The sequence below is a fragment of the Paenibacillus sp. 01T422 genome (genome assembly GCF_056398785.1).
The window spans coordinates 1-3,578 of the sequence record NZ_JBFTQB010000799.1; the positions used below are offsets into that span (position 1 = coordinate 1).

At 42.1% G+C, this 3,578-nt stretch carries 4 protein-coding genes; 1 reads left to right on the forward strand and 3 read right to left on the reverse strand.

The window, feature by feature from the left end; all coding sequences use genetic code 11:
- Window positions 1-578, reverse strand: a 578-nt coding sequence (locus AC1DUA_RS31435; protein ID WP_477503482.1) for a GerAB/ArcD/ProY family transporter, incomplete at its 3' end; no start/stop codon positions are given.
- A gap of 125 nt (window positions 579-703) precedes the next feature.
- Window positions 704-2,053, reverse strand: coding sequence for an aminotransferase-like domain-containing protein (locus AC1DUA_RS31440; RefSeq protein WP_477503483.1), 1,350 nt, complete (start codon window positions 2,051-2,053; stop codon window positions 704-706).
- 120 nt (window positions 2,054-2,173) lie between these two features.
- On the opposite strand from AC1DUA_RS31440, the gene AC1DUA_RS31445 reads away from it, so the two are divergent.
- Window positions 2,174-3,088 carry a DMT family transporter gene (locus tag AC1DUA_RS31445; protein ID WP_477503484.1) on the forward strand — a complete coding sequence of 305 codons (915 nt, stop codon included), beginning with the start codon at window positions 2,174-2,176 and terminating at the stop codon, window positions 3,086-3,088.
- Here AC1DUA_RS31445 and AC1DUA_RS31450 read toward each other — a convergent pair.
- Window positions 3,057-3,578, reverse strand: a 522-nt coding sequence (locus AC1DUA_RS31450; protein WP_477503485.1) for an aminoglycoside phosphotransferase family protein, incomplete at its 5' end; no start/stop codon positions are given. The two genes, AC1DUA_RS31445 and AC1DUA_RS31450, sit on opposite strands and share 32 nt — an antisense overlap.

Below are 3,578 nucleotides of genomic sequence, written 5' to 3' on the forward strand. Positions count from 1 at the left end.
CCTCCCGTATAAACCATTCCGTTCAAAGCCGGCTGCCAACCATGTTCAAGAAAAGGCTTGAGAAGGGCGTAATCTTTCTCCGGCATATTGGCAATGGAAACGAAGTATCCAAGGCAGACGACCGTAGGAAGCAGGATACCGGCTACTATCGTTATCGTGCGAATGCCATTATAGGCCGAGTAATAACAAACCGAAACTAACGCAATAATTAGTATAAATTGTGGAGTTGCAGGCAAATAGTTAGTGACGGTCCATATCTCCGTTTGGATAACCGTCATGCCACCAATCAAAAACAATTCCACACAAATCGGAGCTATGATGATCCAGGCAATAAGAGGGCTTGTTTGCTTTGTCAACCATGTCCGCAGCTCCTGTTGACCTGTTTTTCTCATAATATAAACTAGAAGTGCGCACCAAGGCAGGTAGAGAACTGCCGTCATTAGAACAGATATCCAAGCATCTCTACCCGATGTATCCAATACCAGCGGATTTACAATAACATGACTAGTCAAACCATTGAACAGCATCATGACCATAATGATGGATACAATACCGATTTTCCCTTGTGTTCTGTCCATATTATTTTCCTCACAATGCAACTATGAATAGTCAGTTATTACGAACAGATTCTTTGTAATTTTATCCCTTTGTTGCATTTATTATTCACTTACATTCCCGTTCATTTCCTGGTTCCGATTTCCGTTTAGCGAATCGACTCCGCTATAATAGCGCTAATCCGTTCTATTCCTCTTTCAATATCATCCTCGTTCACGTTCGTAGCGTTTAGTTTCACTATATTTTCCCTCTCGAAATTGTTCAAATAATTTCTGTCCATAGACTCCAACAGAATCGAGTTTCTTTTTAATTTAGCAATAAGCTTCTCGGAAGAAACTGTTTTACTCAGCATGATATGTGTATGTATAAACGGATAGTTAGAATGTTCGTAAGTGAAGGCGCCTCCACTGCGGGCAGCTTCCTTCGTAAGTGCAGCATCGAGCAGCTTCGCCCTTGCAGCATATCTGCTACGGATTTTGGCAAGATGGCGATCGAACATCCCGCTGCGCAAATAAATTTCAAGAGCTGCCTGCGACAACATAGAGCTATCAATATCATTTTGTTTCTTGTACAGCCTGAACGTTTCAGCGAGCTGAACAGGAATGACCGCAATGCCGATGCGTAAGCCTGGGAATATGATTTTGGAATAACTTTTTAAATAAATGACATGCGAAGAATCATCATGCGTAAATATTGGATCGGCCTTACTGTCTTGCTCGAAATCGGCAAGGTAATCATCCTCAACGATATATACATCATATTTGGCAGCAAGCCTAGCAAGTCGCTTCTTCTCTTTGTTCGTGTAGGAGCAGCCCAGAGGATTGTGGAAACGTGGCATTGTATAAAAAAACTTAATGTCTTCCGTATGAAAGATTTTCTCCAACTTGTCAAAATCAATTCCCGCAGAGCTGCGCTCTATCCCGATAACCGGCGTGCGGCGTGTCTCCAAATATTCGATAAACAGATGATAGCTAGGCTGTTCAATCAGCACCTTCAGCTTTCCGTTTGGGAAAGGCATTGCGGCAAGGAGTGACAACGCCTGCTGAACTCCGGATACCACAAAGATATTCCGCTCATTCGTAAACACTTGATAACGCATTAACTGCTTACGTACGATTTCTATTAGGGATGACATTCCTTTGGCTGTACCATATACAAATAAATCCTTCTGGTAGGTATCAATCGCTTTATTGATGCAATGCTGAAAATCCAAATAAGGAAATACATCAGGATCGGGAGCAGCATCCGAAAAATTCAGAATTGGAGACGGTTCACTCTGCGCGGAATTTGCCCCTTTGACCACATAAYAGCCACTCTTTGGCATCGCATAAATGAGATGGCGTTTCTCCAGCTCATCCAAAGCTTTAATAATCGTACTCTTGCTGCATTTATACTGCTCTGAAAGCGTGCGAATAGATGGAAGTTTCTGTCCATCCTTATAGGGTTCCTTCCGTATCAGTTCTTCCAGCTCATTCATAAGTTCCAAATACATGTACATTAGACMGACCTGCTCCTTGCTCGCAATCTGTAACGGTACAGATGTTATTTTTCCTTATTGTAGCATGTAGGTGGGTAAGTTACGATAAACGTATCAATTTACAGTCCTAGGAGGAACGTCATGACAGACATACAAATCAGTACCAAAACAAAGCGCATCGCATACTCAGCCATCGTTATTTATTCCCTAATTGTAGGACTATCCTTTTTGTTTGGAAAATTAGCTTTAACGGTTGCGACGCCGCTCGATAGCCTCGCCCACCGCTTTACGATCTCCCTTATCGGTGCCACCATCCCTGTTCTATTAGGTTGGGTTAAGCTTCAAATTAAACCGCGGGATGTGCTGGTCATTCTCCCACTTGCCGCCTTATATCCGACGATGTTCTTTGCTTTTCAAGCATTTGGCTTGCAAGTCACAACTTCAGCGGAGGCTGGCATAATTCACGCAACGGTGCCGATCTTCACTATGATTGCGGCAGCCTATTTTCTGAAGGAACGTACTACAAGGCTGCAGCAGCTTTCAACGTTACTTTCCGTGGCGGGTGTTATCTTTATTTTCATCATGAAAGGTACAACCATTAATCTAACGAATATGAAAGGCACGCTGCTCATTCTATTGTCAGCCATTGCGTTAGCAGGTTACAGCGTGCTTGCAAGGAAGCTTACTTCGAAAATGAAGGTGTTTGCCATGACTTATGTGATGACCATGATTGGCTTCCTTGTCTTCAACCTGATGGCGGTTGTCCAACATATGGCGGATGGAACGTTATCCCTGTCTCTTTATTTTAAGCCATTTGCGAGTCCGGTGTTTCTGATATCCATTCTATATTTAGGTGTACTCTCTTCGCTTATCTCCAGCTTGCTCAGCAATTATGCATTATCCAAGTTAGAGGCATCAAAGGTGAGTGTGTTCAACCATCTTGCTACGTTGGTTTCAATTGTTGGGGGCTTCGTTTTCTTAAATGAACAACTTGCGTATTACCACATTATCGGCGCGACAGTCATTATCGCGGGAGTACTACGGGTACAACTTTAAGAGTCCAAGTTATTGTTGGAAAAATGATCATAGCCGTATATAGAGCATACAATTTCCAGAATTCTTGTGGAACAATACCATTGAAATATCCATTTATTTGCCCAATGCAAAACGGAATGCTTACCTCTCTGCTGAAATAGGCGATTTTCAAAAAATCATGATAAGGATCTCCCCAATCATATCGGTTAAAATCAATTACCCCCGAATAACTACGATTATGAACAATTAGGTTGCTCGGATGGAAGTCATCATGCTGGAATCGATTCGGTCGATCGTTCATATGTATTAAATTCTTGTTTATAAAAGATAAAATGAAATCCTCCTCTGGCAGCTTAACCCCGCAGTTCTGGTAACTTTCATACTGGCGATTATGTTTTAATAATCTTCGTTCATACCAACTTTCCGAGCTAGGATCGGCTAATTCATGCATCACTTTTAGTTCTTTTCCAGCCTCAATACCAATCTGATATTGTTCGTCATAGGATAAGGA